General features: G+C 39.8%; 17 protein-coding genes. 6 read left to right on the forward strand and 11 right to left on the reverse strand.

What is annotated here, in order from left to right:
• Positions 1–2: 2 nt before the first annotated feature.
• The 7 genes from EYM_RS03235 to rpl18a are packed head-to-tail and all read right to left on the reverse strand — an operon-like array spanning position 3 to position 3,660.
• Entirely contained in the window at positions 3–647 is a 645-nt protein-coding gene (locus EYM_RS03235; protein ID WP_075049652.1) for a 50S ribosomal protein L1, read from the reverse strand.
• A 36-nt stretch (positions 648–683) separates the two neighbouring features.
• Complete coding sequence (locus EYM_RS03240) at positions 684–1,193, reverse strand: 50S ribosomal protein L11 (protein WP_075049653.1); 510 nt, start codon at positions 1,191–1,193, stop codon at positions 684–686.
• A gap of 7 nt (positions 1,194–1,200) precedes the next feature.
• A complete protein-coding gene (locus tag EYM_RS03245) occupies positions 1,201–1,644 on the reverse strand; it encodes a transcription elongation factor Spt5 (protein ID WP_083495023.1) in 444 nt (147 codons plus the stop codon).
• A gap of 7 nt (positions 1,645–1,651) precedes the next feature.
• Positions 1,652–1,858 carry a protein translocase SEC61 complex subunit gamma gene (locus EYM_RS03250; RefSeq protein WP_075049655.1) on the reverse strand — a complete coding sequence of 69 codons (207 nt, stop codon included), beginning with the start codon at positions 1,856–1,858 and terminating at the stop codon, positions 1,652–1,654.
• Positions 1,859–1,861: 3 nt separating this feature from the next.
• Positions 1,862–2,929 carry a signal recognition particle-docking protein FtsY gene (gene ftsY, locus EYM_RS03255; protein WP_075049656.1) on the reverse strand — a complete coding sequence of 356 codons (1,068 nt, stop codon included), beginning with the start codon at positions 2,927–2,929 and terminating at the stop codon, positions 1,862–1,864.
• The gene (gene pfdA, locus EYM_RS03260; protein WP_075049657.1) at positions 2,880–3,329 is read right to left on the reverse strand and encodes a prefoldin subunit alpha; all 450 of its coding nucleotides are present in this window, start codon (positions 3,327–3,329) and stop codon (positions 2,880–2,882) included. The genes ftsY and pfdA overlap by 50 nt, the downstream gene beginning before the upstream one ends.
• Positions 3,330–3,336: 7 nt before the next feature.
• Complete coding sequence (gene rpl18a / locus EYM_RS03265) at positions 3,337–3,660, reverse strand: 50S ribosomal protein L18Ae (protein ID WP_075049658.1); 324 nt, start codon at positions 3,658–3,660, stop codon at positions 3,337–3,339.
• Positions 3,661–3,736: 76 nt separating this feature from the next.
• Between rpl18a and EYM_RS03270 the strand changes: the two genes are divergently transcribed.
• The 3 genes from EYM_RS03270 to EYM_RS03280 are packed head-to-tail and all read left to right on the forward strand — an operon-like array spanning position 3,737 to position 4,932.
• A complete protein-coding gene (locus tag EYM_RS03270) occupies positions 3,737–4,345 on the forward strand; it encodes a DUF2067 family protein (protein WP_075049659.1) in 609 nt (202 codons plus the stop codon).
• Positions 4,346–4,355: 10 nt separating this feature from the next.
• On the forward strand, positions 4,356–4,646 hold the full coding sequence (locus tag EYM_RS03275; RefSeq protein WP_075049660.1) for an RpoL/Rpb11 RNA polymerase subunit family protein: 291 nt from the start codon (positions 4,356–4,358) through the stop codon (positions 4,644–4,646).
• Positions 4,609–4,932 carry a hypothetical protein gene (locus EYM_RS03280; RefSeq protein WP_075049661.1) on the forward strand — a complete coding sequence of 108 codons (324 nt, stop codon included), beginning with the start codon at positions 4,609–4,611 and terminating at the stop codon, positions 4,930–4,932. Before EYM_RS03275 ends, EYM_RS03280 begins: the two co-directional genes overlap by 38 nt.
• Positions 4,933–4,987: 55 nt before the next feature.
• Here the strand turns inward: EYM_RS03280 and EYM_RS03285 are convergent, their stop codons facing one another.
• Both EYM_RS03285 and EYM_RS03290 read right to left on the reverse strand, forming a co-directional pair.
• On the reverse strand, positions 4,988–5,680 hold the full coding sequence (locus tag EYM_RS03285; protein WP_075049662.1) for a hypothetical protein: 693 nt from the start codon (positions 5,678–5,680) through the stop codon (positions 4,988–4,990).
• A 34-nt stretch (positions 5,681–5,714) separates the two neighbouring features.
• The gene (locus EYM_RS03290) at positions 5,715–6,290 is read right to left on the reverse strand and encodes an exosome complex RNA-binding protein Csl4 (RefSeq protein WP_075049663.1); all 576 of its coding nucleotides are present in this window, start codon (positions 6,288–6,290) and stop codon (positions 5,715–5,717) included.
• Between the two features lie 132 nt (positions 6,291–6,422).
• Between EYM_RS03290 and ppcA the strand changes: the two genes are divergently transcribed.
• Genes ppcA through EYM_RS03305 form a run of 3 tightly spaced genes read left to right on the forward strand, consistent with a single transcriptional unit; the run spans position 6,423 to position 9,855 of the window.
• Positions 6,423–7,889: a phosphoenolpyruvate carboxylase gene (gene ppcA / locus EYM_RS03295; RefSeq protein WP_075049664.1), complete on the forward strand. Its 1,467-nt coding sequence runs from the start codon at positions 6,423–6,425 to the stop codon at positions 7,887–7,889.
• Positions 7,886–8,305, forward strand: a complete 420-nt coding sequence (purE, locus tag EYM_RS03300) for a 5-(carboxyamino)imidazole ribonucleotide mutase (RefSeq protein WP_075049665.1) — start codon at positions 7,886–7,888, stop codon at positions 8,303–8,305. Before ppcA ends, purE begins: the two co-directional genes overlap by 4 nt.
• Positions 8,296–9,855 (forward strand): tRNA-guanine transglycosylase, encoded by a 1,560-nt coding sequence (locus tag EYM_RS03305; RefSeq protein WP_075049666.1) that lies wholly within the window; start codon positions 8,296–8,298, stop codon positions 9,853–9,855. The genes purE and EYM_RS03305 overlap by 10 nt, the downstream gene beginning before the upstream one ends.
• On the opposite strand, the gene EYM_RS03310 is transcribed toward EYM_RS03305, so the two are convergent.
• Both EYM_RS03310 and EYM_RS03315 read right to left on the reverse strand, forming a co-directional pair.
• Complete coding sequence (locus tag EYM_RS03310; protein WP_075049667.1) at positions 9,785–10,987, reverse strand: ABC transporter permease; 1,203 nt, start codon at positions 10,985–10,987, stop codon at positions 9,785–9,787. The genes EYM_RS03305 and EYM_RS03310 overlap by 71 nt on opposite strands.
• A complete protein-coding gene (locus EYM_RS03315; protein ID WP_075049668.1) occupies positions 10,987–13,938 on the reverse strand; it encodes a COG1361 S-layer family protein in 2,952 nt (983 codons plus the stop codon). Before EYM_RS03315 ends, EYM_RS03310 begins: the two co-directional genes overlap by 1 nt.
• Positions 13,939–14,274: the final 336 nt, after the last annotated feature.

Here is a 14,274-nt window from a genome sequence, read left to right on the forward strand (position 1 = left end):
CATCACCTTCTAACTGCTATAAATGGGGGACCCATAGTCGTTTTTATTATAACCTTACTAACTTGATGTTGCGCGTTGGGTAGCTTCCTTTCTAATGCTTGAAGCACAGCATAAGCGTTCTCGGCAAGCTCTTTTACATCCATATCCTTGGTGCCTATTCTACACATCACTTGCGGCTGTTTCCTAATCCTTATGTTCACGGATTTCTTATATTTCTCTATTAGATTTTGAAGAGGTGCATTAGGAGGCACCGGTATAGGAGCCTTTCCTCGTGGACCTAAGGCTGGACCTAATACCTTACCAGCGAGACCCATTAGATCGACCTTTACTAAGACCCAGTCACAAGTACTGGCCAATTTCTTAGCTCGTTTCTTATCCATGTTTTGAAGTTCCTCGCGCGTGATTACATTAACACCTAGTTTCTGGGCAGTTAACGCCATTTCACCATCGGCGACCACGCAAATATTGACATCTTTATGAGGTTGGTATGGTAGTTCAACTACTTCTCTAATTCTTCCCTCTGGACCTTTCAAGTCTATGTCCTTTAGGACCACTATCATTTCAACTGACTCGAGAAAGTTCCTCTTCGGCGATTTTTCTATGGCATCCTTTACAGCAGTTTCAATCCATTCTAACTCGGCACTCACGGTTCTTTTCACCCGTTGTCAGTAACATTAAAGGGTTTAACTAACTGATTCCCACTCTTCTTCATACTTGCTTAATACTTCATCATAAGCTCCTTCATCAGTTAATCGGGTAACTTCTTTTGGATCCTTACCATCTACAGTAAGTCCTATCGCTCTGGCAGTACCTAAAACTGTCTTGACTGCTCCCTTGAGAGTCTTAGCAGTCAGCTCGGGTGCTTTCAGTAGGGCAACTTCTATAACTTGCTCATAGGTTAAGTTACCTACTTTCTGATGTATTGGATCGCCAGATGGTTTGGAAGCTCCCGCTTTCTTCAATAACAAGTCCGTAATGTTTGGTGGAATTATTTCTATTTCATATTCCTTGGTCTCCTCGTCTACGATTACCTTCACTGTCACTTCAAAGCCTTTATATCTCTTTGTCATTTCGTTTATTTTGTTAACAACCTCCTCTACTGGTAATCCCACTGACTCTAAGGCAGGCTTTATTGGGGGTATAGGCTTCGCTTGCCCACCTTCAATCGTAAATGTCAGGGTCTTCTTAGGCATCACGTCTTCACCTCTTCACGGGCTTCACGTAATCCACAGGCACTGTGATTTGGAGGGGGTACGCAGCTTCTAAAATGTTAAGTACAACTTCGTTCTTTGAAGGATCCTTGAATTCAACTCTTGCTTTCATCCCTTTGAATGGACCTGCAACGAGTTCGACTATGTCTCCTACGTCTATGAGTTCTATTACTGGTGTTGGTCTTATTAACTTTACTACTTCGTCAACCTCCATTCTTCTACCTGGCCCTCCTCTCACGTCCCTTATTCCTCTAATGACCTCTAGTACTACGTAGGGTGCGGGCGCTTCAACTAAAACGAATCCTTTTAGACGAGGTGGTACTACAACTGACCTCACATCGAGTCTAGAAGACTTGGCACGACGTTCTATTATTAATGCAACATCTATCTCTCTACCAGTAGTTGTTCGCACAGGATAGAACGGCATGAATATCCCACCTCTATTTAAATAGAAACATGACTGCTGTCGCTTTTATTAGGTACGATAATGTTCCAATCACTGCCATAGACAAGAACACTACTTTAATTATGGCATTGAACTCCTCTGGAGAGGGCTTAGACGCTTTCGCTAATATCGATCTCCATTCATAAATCATTTCTACAATCTTATTAATGTAATAACTAAACGATTTCAGCTTTACATCCATTCTCTAATCACTCCCCATAATTCTTTCCACTAACCATTTAGGATCGAACCTTATCAAATCATCGTAACTTTGGCCTACGCCAAGATACATAACTGGTTTCTTGAGAGTAGCAATAACGCTCAAGGCGGCTCCTCCTTTTGCATCCGCATCGACCTTGGTTAGGATAATTGCGTCAATACCTACAGCTTCATCAAAGAATCTTGCTTGCTCGAGAGCGTCATTACCCGTAAGGGCGTCTAACACTAATATTTTTAAATCGGGGCGTACTACTCTATTTATCTTCCGTAACTCATTCATTAGGTCGGAATCAACGTGCATTCTACCGGCAGTATCTATTAGGACTACGTGAAATCCACGTGCTCGTGCAAACTCTATAGCATCGTATGCAACAGCAGCTGGATCTGTGCCGTAAGGCCTGGTTATTATTGGGACGCCTATCCGTTCAGCATGAACTTTTAACTGCTCAACCGCTCCTGCTCTAAAAGTATCAGCTGCTGCTATTACGGGAGTTACGCCTGTCTTCTTCAATAAATAGGCTATTTTTGCGATAGTCGTTGTCTTGCCAACACCATTAACACCCATTACCATAACTTTGAGTACTTTGTTCTCATTCGCATATCTTTTAGCTATCTCTACTAAGTCGATACTTTCAACAGATAATATACTAAGGAGACTCTCACGTAATGCATTTTCGATGACTTTTTCCTCGCTTTCGCCTCTCCTTATCTTTAGTTTCGCTAATCTACTTTTAAAGTCGTTTATGAGATCTTCGGCGACTTCATAAGCGACGTCAGCTTCAGCTAACGTTAGTACGTATTCCTCAAATATAGGTTCGAGTTTCTTTAGATTTATTTCTTTATACGCAATGGATTCCTTTACCTTAGCGAAAAATCCCTTCTTCTCAACTGTTTCCTTCGGTTTACTTCCGATGTCCTTTCTTTTAGCAATGACTGTTGTTTCTTTCCCCTCCTCGCTTACTGGCTTCGGCTGTTCGATCGGTTCTTCGGTAGAAACTTTGCTACTAACTTCCTTTACTAGACTCTTTAGAGCCTTCTTGAGTTTCCCTAGCACTACTAGATCCCTGAAGTTTTAGCAGCTGTGACTCTATAGAACTTATTTTAGTAAGTACTTCGTTGAGTTTCCCTTCGAGTTCCTTAATTTGTTTTTCTAAAACTGCCTTTATTTCATTGAGTTTTTGTTTAGCTTCGTCAGGTTTCATTGCTACAAAGTAGTTACTCCCAATTGGTACTATAACTTTATTCGTTAACGTACCTTTAACGAATACTGGTCCTAGAGGCACTAAGGCCTCCACGGATTCTCTTAAATTATTAATCTCATCTAGTGCGACGTTTACTTCACTCAAATCAATTCTCTTCTTTTCGATTTCAGAGCCGAGTATTTCGGCAAGTTTCTTTAAGTTTTGGTACTCGTAGACTAAGGCGTAAATTTCTGCTTGTTCATTAGAGCTCATCGCTGTATCACTTCCTCGAGTTATCGATCGACCATCCGAGTTTGTATTTTCTCCAAACTCTTTCGCTATCAAATGAAACCCATTCTTTTAGATGAAGCAGCTGTAGTACCGATAAGTCTTCAATGTCATTTTCGCTAACTTCCCTTACATTTTCTATTTTTATATGATATCGCTTTAGTTTGTGATGACTTCCTAGCTCGGATAATACTCTTTCTATAACATCTCTTTCAGTGATTCCTCTTTTATAGATTGCAAACTTCTGCCATTGAGGATTCTTATCATGGGAAATTAACATTTTACCCTCTATTAGAAAAGTCTTGACTTCACTCACGTTAAATCCCTTATAGCGCAACCACCGTGAGAGTAAATAAGCTACTCACTGATCCTCAATATCGTGTGGAAATACATTGATTAAGAAACGTTTAGTAGTAAAGTGTAGGTCTAACGAAAGCTGCCTGGAGTTACTTAATAAAATAACTGAGAACGTAAGTTCACGTTTCCTAAAGTCAGAGATAAAAGGTAATACGCTACAACTAGAGGTAATCGGACTTCCGTATGAATTAAAAGAAATAAAGTATGACATTGAAATGCTCAAAAAAGAGATTGAAAGTAAACATATAAAGGGTAATAAATACATCAAGCTGCATGAACTAGGCAAACTGTTTCACGGTACTATTTCCATAGAGGTACTCTCAACTGTACTTAAATCGAGAGGTTACTACGTGGAAGTAGATGACGATAAATTATACACTAATGCTCCCATGGATATAATAGAAGAAATAGTAAAGAAGTCAAAAGAGATACAAGAGGACGAGGTAGTTAAATACAAACTATCCAGTGCAGCGAAAAGGGTTGTTATAACATTATCACTGATCACAGATACCCCTCCGAATGAGGTAATAGAATTACTCAAATCCCAAGGATTTCTCGAGCAAGGTTCCTTCAGGTATCAGTTAAAGGAGAATGCTAACGCGGTAATTAATAAACTTATGAAGCTCTTCAAGAGCCCAAAATAGGGGTTTAACGATGTCAAGCTTGAAATTAGATGTTGAATTGATTTCGAAGAGTCCTACAGAGCTTCGCATAAAGATACCTAACGAAGGTCATACGTTAGGTAACTTAATAACTAAATTGGCTTCGAAGAAACCTCATGTTAACATGGCGGTATACTACGTTGAACACCCATTGAAACAAAACCTATTTATAACAATTAGGACCGATGGTCAGATCGATCCTTTAGATGCACTCCTTCAAACAATAGACGAGGCGATTAATTACCTTGAAAAGTTCAAAGAAGAGCTTGAAGAAGGAAAGTAGGGTCGCTGTATGTTGTGGATCCAATCCATACGTTATAGTAGTGGTAAGAGGGGATTCATTCTCTTCAATTTATATAACGGATAATCCATTAGAAATAGCTACATCTAAAGAGTTTAAAGAAGTTATGTTTCACGATGAATCGTGTAAGGAATACTACGGTGAAGGATATATTAAGGCTGAACCGAAGTGGCGACGTCTTGCGTGCCTTTTATTCCTCTTAGCTTCCCTCAGTAAGGGAAACGGTCATCATACCTTCAGATTACCGTCGTTACCTCATAGGGGATGAAGACTCATGGGGTTCTGAACACGATGAAGACACCTGTCTCAACAGACCCCCTTTACTACTTTAGGGATCCGATCCTCTTTAGCTGATCAAATTCTTCTAGTATCTTAATACCGCTACTACTCCCTATTATTGAAGCACCTAAGTCAATGTAAGCAAGTGTTTCTAAGGCACCCTTAATTCCCCCAGAAGCCTTCACGTTGACGTGTGGCGAAATGCTCTTAACTACATACACGTCCTTGAGACTGCTCTTACTAAAGATTCCAGTAGAAGTCTTAAGATAATCAGCACCGGAGGCTTCTACTGCGTGGGTAACAACTTTTAGTTCCTCAATCGATAGAAGAGGAGTTTCCACAATAATCTTTACAGTGCTGAACCCTATATCTCTTGAAATAGATACTACGTACTTTACGTATTCTCTATATTTCGTAGGGTCAAGCTTTATGAGAACAGGCGAGATAGCAACGTCGACCTCATCAGCTCCCAGATCCCAGCTGTTTGAGAGTTCCTTCTCTAGTGCTTGTAGAGGTAGCATTCCCGAAGGAAAGTTTGCTACGGTACATACCCTATTTCTCCATACCTCCTTTACCTTTTGTATATTCATGGGCCATGTGAGTATACATCTGAAGGGGTGCTTTACTGACTCTCGGAGTTCCGTAGAGAATTCCTTGTTATCTAGGGTGAGTATAGTTTGATCTATTCGAGCTGCAAGTTCATCGCGGGTTGTTGCATGAAGTAGTTCTGTGAGCATTCTACGGAAACCTCTGTTCAAGTATACACCTAGTTCATTTTAATTTAAGGAGGTAGTCAGTAGATACCACCCTTTCTTCCTCATGTCCGCAAACGAGACATTTCAATTTCCCGGAACTCTCCTCCAGCCAGAGAGGGTTTCCACAAACTGAACAAGTTGAGTATAACACACCTAGCCGTGGGCCTTTAGCAGTTAAAACGTATGGGGGGCCACTAATTACCTTAAGTTTTACTATGTCACCGGGAGCGTAACCGTCATACAGACTGGAGAGGTATTTCTTCGAAGACGCTTGGGATATGTGTAAAGCTCCAGTTACTATGACGTTCTTAAGTGCGTGCGAAGGTGATTTGGTTACTTTTACTAGAGCAAGTTCGTCCCGCATACTTAGTATGTAACCTATTACACTGCTCTTGGGAGATGGGAGTTCTTGTGCTACGTCTTTTCCCCGAACCTCTATTTGATAATTTAGCATATCTATCTTTACTACTCCAGGTATGCTTGCCCTAATGATACCATTGTCTACGAATGTGCCTTTACCTGGCATGAGTTCCTCTGTTGCTGCTAGAGGTTGGCCGGGCACCACCCATTCGTTATTCTTTACAAAGGGCACTTGATAGTTCCCGACACCGATTTCTAGAAGAAATTTAAATTCATTGAGGTTAGGGCACATTAGTATTCAGAGAAATGAATATACAGATATATACCTCGTCTGGAGCTCGATAGATAAGGGTGAACAATAACAATGAATATACCCAAGCTAATGGCAACGCAACATCCTGACAGCACGATCGTATTCACGGCACAAGACGAAGTAAAGGAAGCGATTGACGACGTCTTGCCACTCGAAAGGGGTGGAAGGGGTTGCGATGAAAAAATGATAGACTATGAGGGTAAAGCAACCCCATACAATCAGATAAGAGCTGTTATAGAAGAAGCGAAATATTACGACATAGTTCCCGGAGAAGATTTCCTAATTACACCCAGAATACCCAACCCTAAGCTCGAAGATAAGGATAGACACCTTTTGACAATAACTGCTGCAATTACAGCTAACATGTACTCACAATTATATTTCAACACAAATGCAGTAAAGTACGTCATATTACCTATGTCAAGTAGTACGCTTGAGGTAGCAGAAGTTCAAAGAAGGATAATAAAGGTCCAAAGGCTAGTCTCAGAGGAGTTCTCCCTAAGAGGTGAAGAGATAGTAAGGTTGATACCTCTATTTGAAAATGCGGAATCGCACATGCACATAGACGAGATAATAGAGGGACTAAGAGTGGCTCTGATAAAGGAGGTTGGACTAGTTGAAAGGAATTTCAGAATATTTGTAGGAAAAAGCGATTCGGCAATAAATAGCGGTCACTTAGCCAGTTCCATCGCAATTAAGATGGCATTATTGAAAATGTGGAAGTGGCAAGAAGACACGATGTTTAGAAGTTACCCAATCGTAGGCATGGGAAAGCCTCCAATGAGAGGACACATGGCGGAATGGGTTAGGTCCGAGTGGGTAGATGCTTGGAAAGGTTACTACACAGCAACAATTCAATCGGCATTAAGATTTAATACTGAGAGAAAGGATTACGTCGCTACCGTATTAAAGATCGCAGAAGGTAGAGGACAGAAACCAGATCTATCCCAGCTAGACTTACAAGACTCACTAATTAGGATTGCATGGAAAGCGTCTGAGGTGTATACACGAGAGATAGATAGATTAGCGGAACATATTCTCTTTATGTCGAAATTAGTAATTGGTACGAGAGCTAGGCTCGAAACCTATAGGAGAAAGGCTAAAACAGGTAAGGAACTACCCAGAGCTATAAAGTTCTGTGCCGCGCTCTATTCTATGGGATTAGGTCCTACTCTAATAGGTGCGAAAGTTATTGAAGACTTAGCTAAAGGTAACGGAGAGAACCTAGATATATTACTGCGATTCCTTCCACTTCTAAAGAAAGATTGGGGTTACGATCTTCACCTAACGGACCTAGACGTGTTTAAGAAGTACGTGGATGACAAGACCTATGAATATATTAGAAGAGATATTGAGACTGTGAAGGAATACTTCGGAGAACTTCCTACCCCAAAGGAGCTCCCCGAAGAATACTTTAAGTTATTACATGAAGTTAAAACGTCTATTGAAAATAGTGATATAAGTAAAGCAAAGGCAAATATAGTAAAGCTAGCCGAAATCAGAGGGTTCTTAGGTTGACTGAAAGGCCCTTAGTATCTATAATAATAGGTTCTAGGAGCGATTTGGAATTGGCCAAGAAAGCAGAGGAGGTCCTAAATGAGTTTTGTATACCATATGAATTAAAGATATTGTCTGCTCATAGAAATCAGAAGGAATTAATTGAATACTTAGAGGAAAGCAAAAATTACGTAAAGGTATATATTGCTATAGCTGGCTTAGCTGCACACTTACCTGGATTCATTGCCTCTAGAGTAGAACAACCAGTGATTGGAGTCCCGAGAGACGTCAAACTAATGGGTTTAGATGCCTTACTCAGTATAGTACAGATGCCTTCTGGCGTACCTGTAGCTACAGTCGGAATAGACAATGCGAAAAATGGCGCCTATTTAGCTATTAGAATACTCAAAATTGCAGGGTTTAAGACGTGCAAGTAGACGTCAGAGTAGAGGAAAGAGATGGCCTGGCTCGCGCTGGATATGCATATATAAATGGATTTAAAATAGAGATACCTCACTTACTCGTAGTAGTTGATTCCGATCCATCGAAGCAGCTCGTACCATTAGACATTATCAAGAACTTGGGAATAAAGATTATAATGACTAGCTCTTACATCGCCAAGAGGAAAATAGGACATGTAAATTTAAAGCAACATTTGGGTTGGGAGTACATTCTCTATACTGATTCAGGAACTTACCAAGCATATAGTCAAGGCGTTAGAGTAGACCCACTCGAATCCGTTATCTATCAATTAGAATCTAATGTAGACATTGTGACTCCGGTAGATGAGTTTAGTTTACCGACTGATAGTAAGGAAGATGCTCTCAAAAAGGCCTTGATATCGTTTAATAGATGGCAAGAGGCCCTAGATCTAGCTAGAGGTAAACTGGTAAGCGCACCTATACAAGGTGGATTATATAAAGAGGTTAGATCGTTAGTAACTAAGAAGTATGCTTCCGAGGGAGCGAAGCTCCTTGCGATAGGGGGGATTGTGCCACTTCTAGTAAACTACGAATTCAATAAATTAGCGAATATCGTAATGGCCACAACCGAATATAGACCATGGGGGTCGTTAGTTCATGCATTTGGAGTGGGGCATCCACTCGTCTTTCCTTTCCTAGTATCAATGGGTGTGGATTTGTTCGATTCTGCAATGTATTCTCTCGCGGCTAAGGACTTGAGGCTTTTAACTCGTTTTGGAACGTTAAGAGTTGAAGAAGTATCTAAATTACGAGATTTTCCCGAAGAATGCGAGATTTGTCCTACGCTCTCGCCTCGAGAACTTCAAGATTTGAATCGAAATGAGTTAGAAAGGTTTATCGCAACGTACAACTTAAACGTGGCAATTAAGATCGTTAAAGAAATAAGGGAAAGAATACTGTATGGTACTTTTGAGAAATGGGCGTTATCGCTAGCGCACGTTCACCCAAAGCTGATAGATGGTTACGTAGAGCTTTATCAAGAGTGGAGAGATCATATTGCGCTTAGCAAGAGAGCTTTCAAAAAGACCAAGATTCCTTCTTATCCGATCTTCCGCGCCTTTGAGGGACCCACTAATACCAATTTATTAGAGGAATTAAGGTTGAACATATTCGAATCTTATAACAAGGACTTTAAGGTGCCTCAAGGTAAACTGAAAGTATCTGACATGAAAGTTTCCATTGGTGAGACGATAATAGGAGTCCTCACACCGTCTGGTATTGAACCCTGTCCTTATCTATTGCACGAATTGGGTATTAGAGTAAAGAGTAAGAACTGCGGACAATATATAAGGAAGAAGGACGTAGTAGAGGTACCATTTCAAACTTCAAGGTCTTGGACTCCCGTAATACTGGAATGTGGAGACAGATATGCATTGGGGATACTTCAGACCAACTCTAAGGAATTTAGCTTGAGTAGGGACGAAGACGTGGTAATCACTCGCTCTTCAAGGCTTGTACGGGATCTAAGCGAGCTGCCTTGTACGCCGGATATAAACCAGCAATGATTGAAACGATCACTGAGAACACCAATGCTTCTATCAGAAGTTGTGGTGTTACAACAGCGCTTGGTAAGTTAAGACGGAAATATTTAAGCACGTATTGTTGGACACCGAGACCAATGATACTAACGTACTTACTAACTAAGCTAGCTAGCACGTATCCTGCAACGATGCCTATCAGGCCACCAATCAAGCCGTAACTAATTGAAAGCATTATGTAATAACCCAATACTTGAAGTGAATTGAAACCTACTGCTTTCATCACACCGATTTCGCGTGTTCTTTCGATAACAGTTATCATCATTGTATTTGCTATTCCAAAACCGCTTGCAATAAATGCCATTAATGACATCGCTAATAAAAATCTCTCAGCGAAGTTGGCTGCCGACATATACGCTTTTAGTATCGTTATGGGTGCAAAGCTTTGGAACCGCCTACTCTCTAGGAAATCTTTAAGGGATTGTTGAAGAATTTCTACGTTTTGGGGGTTATCCGCGATTATGTAAATTAAATTGTACTGGTCGAACTTCTTGAGTGTTCTCTGTAACAAGTGCAAGTTTACGTATATACTTTTATCTGCTTCGAAACCCACCGCTAAAGGCGAAACGCCTACTTTACTTAATACGGCCATAACGGGGCTTACAATTTTATTTCCATTGCTTAACTCCATAGTTAACAGAACGTTAGGTATTATTGAGAATTTCATTCCCAGCTCATAACCGCATACTACTGGTCCCTCCATATCTAAATCAATGTAACCCATGTATGGGTTTGAAGACGGGAAGATTAAATTGAACGTATCATTAGTAAGCCCTATAAGCTTTACTATTAAGACTTTGGAATTGACCCTAATCCTCGTTGTATCCATTAGAACTGCTTTGACATCAATGACGTGGGGGAAGCTCTTAATTATCATGAGTTGTTGTGTGGAGAGAAAACTGTCTCCCGAAACAGCAACGATAACATTGGCAGCTAGTCCCTTGAATTGGTTTTCGATGTTATATTTCATGCCTTCGGCTTGAGATACGAACGCGATAAGTGACGCTGCCCCTACTGCGACGCTTAAAATTACAAGGAGGGACCTGAGGCCTGTACTTCTAACGTCCTTAATTGTTAATAGAATAAATTCCTTTATCATTACCTCTTGACCCTCTTTTTAATTAATTTCGCAATTATTACTCCCAAAACTATTACTAAGGCCATCAGGTATAGGAAATATGCTGAACGTAACGCTTTCCCTAACCATGAAACTTTTTCGAGTGCTGGGGTACTTGGCAAAACTATTAGACTTGTCGTCTTTCTATCGGTATATCTGACTCCATTGAAGTAGTATTCGACCTCTATCTCTACAGGATATGTACCTGGAGAAGCTACTTCGGGGACTTTAAGAACATAAGAGATAGGTACCGTAGAGGAAGGTTGAAGCGTACCTAGGTTAATAGAACTACTTCCTATTACCTTTAAACCGTTACTGGTCTTTATTTTTACTATCACATTGTTTGCATTGAAATCACCGTCATTGGATATAGTTAACGTTAGACTACAAACCGATCCCACGAATACCTTATCTGGATATTGTTGAATCTCGCCTATCTTTATATGAGGTCCTCGAATTACCTTAACTGGGAAATTATATGTCTCAGAAACCTCCTCATTTCCGTTGAAGTATTTCACGAGGAAGCCTAAATTATTGTTTCCCGTAGGGGTTCCGTAAGGTATTGAATAAGTAAAGGTTATCACAACCCTCTGACCAGGGAGGATTCTTTCCAAGCTAACGTTTTGTGGTATTATTATTATATCATTAGAAAACGGATAAAGGCGTACGTTGGAAGCCTCCTTGGAGCCTATGTTAACTATGCTTACTCGCAATATTCTTTTATCACCTTCTATGAGGACGTTTGAAAAGGGTGTGAGACTTATCTTAGCTACTTTTTGTGGTGTTACTATTACTCTGAGGATACCGTTTTTCGTGAATTTGCTCAACCATTTATCCAAATATTCGATTCTATAAGGGATATCAATGAAGGTTTCCTTTTGAACATTAAATGCAATGAATGAAACATCTAAGTGAGTACATTTCTTTGGTTTCAGCTCCGGGATAACAATTATCGTGTTATTAACGAGCTCAACGTCATTGCTTGGTGATTTAAATTCTATTCTTATTTCCTTCGCTTCTAAGTCGCCTTCATTACATAACTTGAACGAAACTTTCTGCAGAATGTTACTGATTGTTTTCTGTGGTTGGTACAAGGCCACTATGTAAGGTCCTTGATAGGTCTTCACTTGAAATTCCAAGTTTCTCTTTATGATCTCTTTAGAGCATGGTATTCCTAGGTCGCCTTTACAGTAACTTAACTCAATATTCACATCAACTGTTGATGCTGTCGGTGGCACATTGAGCACTAATTTAACGTTTTTTCCAGACAATGGCTTTATTACTCCAAGAGGTACTTCGACCCTCGGAAAGATAACGTTCTTACCATTTACTTTCAGTACCGCATCGTACAAGCTACCAAGTCCGATGTTACTTATATTAATATAGACTGTCTGCGTACCTGGTTCCAATAAATATTGCGAGGAGCTTACGTTCACTAAAGGAATGTTTAGGTTTTGGACTACAGGAATGGAAATAGCTATTGTTTTATTCACTTGAGGTTCCCTCGAATTGATATTGACTCTCATACGATATTCCTTTACGTCCCATGGAACTGGTACATTAGAAATGTCAATACAGTTCTGGGAATTGGCATTTATTTCTGAGAGATAGAATTTCTTAGTAAAATAGGCTGAATCTACTGTTATCTTCACATCTCTCAATCTTACCTTATTATAATTCCTAATGCACATTTTAAGATTATTAAAACTTCCCTCCGTCAAATGCCCCGGCAGGTACGTGATACCGAACTCGTAGTCGATACTATGTACAGCAAAACGTTTGACGATCTCTCGATTAAGTAGCTTGAATTTCATTTCCAGATCTTTATTTGGTAATATTGCTGGAACTAGCCAAGTTATCGTATAGGTCTTGTTCGTATCCACGTAAACCACGTTAGGGTCTACTACGCCTACTGAGGGGATTATTTCAACATATACATTCTTTAAGTTATAGGGTGAATGAAGAGCTACCTCGATTGTATTTCTAACCCCTGAGAAAACCGAGGTTCTATTTACTTCTAAATTCAAATCAATATTCTCAATATTATATGTCCCAGTTATGGCTAATGTGTTATTCGACTTTACTTTTACAGTAATTGTAATTGGTGGTTTAGGATCCATCAAGAGATATTGTATAGTTCTACATTTCCGTAATTCCTCTAATTTTACTAACGAAGGCTCAATAATGGAATTCGTAGAGTCAAGTGTTATCGTTACGTTACTTAAAGGAACGAGGTTAGGACATAAGAATATTGTTGAAGGAATGAACTTTAATGATGGTTTAACATACTCAAAATCGAGATCTATAATGTCTTTGTAGAATAGTTTTCCTCTTCTGTCGAGTATAGATACGTTCACTAGACAGTTCTCCATTCTATCAACAGTTATGTATACGTCTTTGAAGCCGTTGGGATTTATTGTACCTATTTTGATTACTTTACTACTCAGACACTTACCAATAGAGGGCTGTAGTTTTAGTAATAAAAACGGTGTTTCAAACGTACTGTTATTAAAGATTCTAATAACTAATCTATCCAACAGCTTAGTAGTCCTTACGGATATGTCATTTAACTTAACGGGAAGCGTAATTAAATATTTGCCTACTAATTGGCTAAACCCTCCTTTCGATGGAACCATGGTATATACTACTACTAATACGTTCGCTGTATCATTGAGTGGCACTATCTCAAAGTTAACGCGTTTACACTCGCTACGCTGAAGGGCACCTAACGATTGTTCTCTAGCACCTAGAATTATGGAATCTGATGAAGTAATTTCCAATGAGGTACCTTGAAGTAGTATTGGTGAGACGTTACACACGTTTAAGGTAACATTAGACTTTTGAAGATACCTTAAGTGATCAATGTGTACCATTTCTATGTTTAAGTAAGGTAGAGGTTGCGCACGCAACCCAATTGAAATTATTAGAAGCACTAAGAGAATTCGGATACGTCCATTTGTTCCCAATTTAAAGGCTTTCATATTACTGGTGCCACTAGCGTTTCAAACGTTTCGAAATATATGTCTGTCTCTCTTTCGATTAAAAGACGGGGAAGTTAAGGATCGGAGTGAGACTAGGTTCATCACTGTTCAGGGGCTGCCCACTTCCTCATATCCTTATCTTAAGGCAAATGTACTGCGTCGAAATAATATTTTAAATCCTTAGCAATTCCGTATTAGATTGCCCTATAACGCCGTTGTAAATCCAACGGTGTGTGAATAGGGCATGTGCGCCGGAACATTATGAATTACCTAATAAGCCATCATTCT

The sequence above is a fragment of the Ignicoccus islandicus DSM 13165 genome, from assembly GCF_001481685.1.
GTDB lineage: Archaea > Thermoproteota > Thermoprotei_A > Sulfolobales > Ignicoccaceae > Ignicoccus > Ignicoccus islandicus.

What these genes read in the sequence shown, in the direction of transcription:
- EYM_RS03240 (WP_075049653.1), bottom strand. Translation starts at nt 1,193, where the DNA reads ATGCCTAAGAAGACCCTGACATTTACGATTGAAGGTGGGCAAGCGAAG.
- EYM_RS03250 (WP_075049655.1), bottom strand. Translation starts at nt 1,858, where the DNA reads ATGGATGTAAAGCTGAAATCGTTTAGTTATTACATTAATAAGATTGTA.
- pfdA (WP_075049657.1), bottom strand. Translation starts at nt 3,329, where the DNA reads ATGAGCTCTAATGAACAAGCAGAAATTTACGCCTTAGTCTACGAGTAC.
- EYM_RS03275 (WP_075049660.1), top strand. Translation starts at nt 4,356, where the DNA reads ATGTCAAGCTTGAAATTAGATGTTGAATTGATTTCGAAGAGTCCTACA.
- EYM_RS03285 (WP_075049662.1), bottom strand. Translation starts at nt 5,680, where the DNA reads ATGCTCACAGAACTACTTCATGCAACAACCCGCGATGAACTTGCAGCT.
- ppcA (WP_075049664.1), top strand. Translation starts at nt 6,423, where the DNA reads ATGAATATACCCAAGCTAATGGCAACGCAACATCCTGACAGCACGATC.
- EYM_RS03310 (WP_075049667.1), bottom strand. Translation starts at nt 10,987, where the DNA reads ATGATAAAGGAATTTATTCTATTAACAATTAAGGACGTTAGAAGTACA.